The organism is Streptomyces sp. NRRL WC-3549 (assembly GCF_000721935.1).
Taxonomy (GTDB): Bacteria; Actinomycetota; Actinomycetes; order Streptomycetales; family Streptomycetaceae; genus Streptomyces.
On sequence record NZ_KL585394.1, the window covers coordinates 164,866 to 165,830 of the forward strand.

1 protein-coding gene is annotated in these 965 nt (G+C 67.6%); it reads right to left on the reverse strand.

The genetic code is table 11. The features are described 5' to 3' along the window. On the reverse strand, positions 1-817 hold an 817-nt coding region (locus tag IH13_RS0111450), incomplete at its 3' end, for a S1 family peptidase (RefSeq protein ID WP_031083497.1). Positions 818-965 lie beyond the last annotated feature (148 nt).

The window sequence follows — 965 nt, forward strand, 5'->3', positions numbered from 1 at the left end:
GCTTGGGCAGCGCGCAGCCCGTGCGGTTCAGGTCGATCCGGTTGCCGGGGGCGACGCACGGCACGATGCCGTACGTCTGCTGGGCGTAGTTGATGCCCTTCCGGACGGTCACCGCGCCGTTCTCGTCGACCTCGCACGGGTTGTTGTCCGTGCACCGCTGGCCGTCCTCGTTGCCGGTGTTGTTGACGGCGACCACCTTGCCGGTCGCGTCGTTGATCACCGGGGAGCCGGAGGTGCCGCCGATCGTCTGGCAGGCGGAGGTGTAGCGGACCGAGTCCTTCCAGGTCCAGGAGCCCTCCTTGAGGCGGTACGCGAACCCGTCGACGGAGCAGTTGTACAGGCGCTTCCAGTAGCCGGACGCCACGGTGATCGCGGTGCCCTTCGCCGGGCGCGCGGAGTCGAGTTCGAGGGCCTTGATGCCGTAGGCGCTCTCGATCTGGGCGTACGTCGTCGTGAGCTGGTAGAGCGAGACGTCGGTGTCCGTCATCGTCCCGTAGGCGATCTTCGAGGCCCGCAGCGTCCCGACGCCGCTGCCCGCCGCGTTCAGCAGCGTGAAGCTCCGGGTCGAAGAGCGGTTGAGCACGACCTGGCCGGGGCCGGGGAAACCGGTCTCCAGGCAGTGGCCGTTGGACAGCACGAGGGCCGGGTCGCCCGGCTGGGACGAGGGCACGCGGACGACCGAGCCGGAACAGTTGCTGAGCGCGACCGTACCCGCGAAGCCGACCGCCTTGGCGCGGACCTCGGGTGTGTCCGGGCTGTCGTGTATAAGAGACAGGAGCAGGGCGGAAAGAAACGCACCGACGAGAGGCTTCTTCATGTGGGGTCCCCTCCAGGTATGCCATGGACCGAAGTTCTTCCGGTTTGACATGCGCATGCTGCTGCATGGAGGGGTGGCCCACAAGGGTCGAATTCCGGCCGCGCTCCGGCGACGGCCCGCTCCCTGTCTCTTATACACATCTCTGATG